This window comes from Gammaproteobacteria bacterium, from assembly GCA_028817255.1.
Taxonomy (GTDB): domain Bacteria; phylum Pseudomonadota; class Gammaproteobacteria; order Porifericomitales; family Porifericomitaceae; genus Porifericomes; species Porifericomes azotivorans.
The window spans coordinates 1-2,104 of sequence record JAPPQA010000173.1 but is presented as its reverse complement, the minus strand read 5'-3'; the positions used below and the strand labels follow the sequence as shown (position 1 = coordinate 2,104).

2 protein-coding genes are annotated in these 2,104 nt (G+C 61.8%); both read left to right on the top strand.

All coding sequences use genetic code 11. The annotated features are described in order from the left end of the window. Positions 1 to 1,626, top strand: a 1,626-nt coding sequence (locus tag OXU43_07095) for a hypothetical protein (protein ID MDD9824920.1), incomplete at its 5' end; no start/stop codon positions are given. A 19-nt stretch (positions 1,627 to 1,645) separates the two neighbouring features. Beyond that, complete coding sequence (locus OXU43_07090) at positions 1,646 to 2,092, top strand: VOC family protein (protein MDD9824919.1); 447 nt, start codon at positions 1,646 to 1,648, stop codon at positions 2,090 to 2,092. The last annotated feature ends 12 nt before the right edge of the window (positions 2,093 to 2,104 follow it).

Below are 2,104 nucleotides of genomic sequence, written 5' to 3'. Positions count from 1 at the left end.
GCAAGCCTGCGCCTCACGACGGCCATGAGTGTGTCGGAGGCGCCCGGCAATGCATTGTCGGCAGCCTATGCGCCGGGGCCGTTCGCGGTCGGCGTTGCCGGCAACTTCGTCAAAGATTTTAGCCGGCCTTTCGATGTCTGGGGCGCGCGCTACAAGAGCGACAGCTACCGGGCATTGCTGAAGAAAATTGACGACAGCGGCGAGCCCAGCACCGTTGTCACCAACATTTATTACCCGTCGCCGTCAAGCGGCCGGCGGGTGGCGCGGCGGGCGGATATTCATCCGTCGGCGTTGTGGGCGGCGAAGGACGGCCGGCGCCAGACTACGCTGGATATGTTCATGGGCGACGAGTCGCTGGCGAGCCTGCCTTTGTATTCCTTTTACCGCCGGCACACCTTCCAGAGCTTTATCGGCGCGCCGCTGGCCGCCGGCAAGTTTCCGCTGGTGGTGATGATTCACGGCCTCGGCGGCGGCCTGGGAACCTGGAACCGGGCGGCGGAATATCTCGCCAGCCACGGGTACATTGTGGCGACGCTGGCCTATTCGTCGGACAGTTTCGACACGCCGGTGTTTCACGACCCGAATTCTTTTTTTGCGAAAACCGTGAACGATGACGAGCGTCTGGACGCTTATCGGTTGCGTGCGCGGGAGAGCCCGGTGTTCAGAAACTTTATGAAATTTCTGTACGGGTTCGATGGTGAAATTGAGCGGCCGTCCGACTTTCCCGATCCCGGCACTTTGACCGCGCGCAAGGGCGGCGGCCTGGAGGCCGCGCGGATGATGGCGGAATTATTCGAACAGCGCACCGAAGATTTGGCAGCGGTTATCCGTGAAATGAAGGCGCTGGGCGGTACCGCCGCAAGTTGTCGCGCGGCCCTGGAAATCAACGGCATCGAAAAAGAACTTTGCGGTTTTTTCGCCGGCGCCGTGGATGGCGAGCATATCGGCGTGATGGGCCACTCCCTGGGCGCCATTACCGTGCAATCGGCGCTGGTGTTTCTGCCCGAAGTGGACACCGGCATCGCCTTCAACAACGGTTTGCCCCGGCGTTGGGAACCGTATGGCGGCTTTCCCAACGAATCGGCGTCGGTTTTGCCGGACGGGGTGCCGAAGGATTTCATGATTGTCATCGGCTCCGACGATGCTTTCGTGCATATGGTGTTCCGCGACATTCACCTGAAGTGGTTTGAAGACGCCGGCGGCGACATCGCCGAGACGTATCCGCTTGCCATTGAGCAGGTTTGGCCGACGGCGGACAACCCGCAGCCCATTGCCCGCGCCGCCTACGAGCGGGCGCGAGGCGCGAAGGCGCTGATCATGTTCCGCGACCAGGGCCACGGTACCGCATCCGACGATGAAATGGATCCGGAGAAGCCGGGCGCAACAGCCCGCGGCCGGCGCGTGCCATTGCAACGGGACGTGACGCGGGCTGAAAAATACGACATCGCGGCGTGGACCGAAGGCGCTGGCGGGCACGTTTTTCTGCCGCACCAGATGCGCAACTACTTCATTACCGCCTGGTTTGACTGGCAGCTCAAAGGCGACGACGCAAAGCGCGCGGCGATAGTGCGGCATCCATTCGCCGACGGCGTACAGCTGCTGCTCTCGGAAGGCGTCTATCCCTGAGGCCCGTGCGACGGGCCGCGTGACCGGCATTACCAGCGTGACTGACGTGGAATACGAGGCTTTGATCCCGATGTTGAACGTGCGCGACATCCAGGCAAGCCTGGATTTCTACCAGAACGAACTCGGTTTCCAAAGAGTTAGCAGCGACCGGCAACTCAGCGATTGGCGGTGGGCGCGCGTCGCCTGCGGCAGCTGCGATTTCATGCTGATGCAAACCAATGCCGAGCTGAGGCTGCCCAGAGGATGCAATGCGAAAATCAACACCGGTTGGCCGGCGCAACTGTATTTTCTGCTCGATGACGTCGAGGCATTGCACCGGCGCCTAAGCGCCCGGGGCTGTGAAGTGTCGGCCCTGCGGCAAAGCGAACACGGCCTGATGGAGTTCAGCATGCAGGACCCGGACGGGCATATGCTGGGATTCGGGCGGGATTTGCTGGACGAAAATGACGAGTTGGGCAAGGGTTGAAGGCGTATCCCG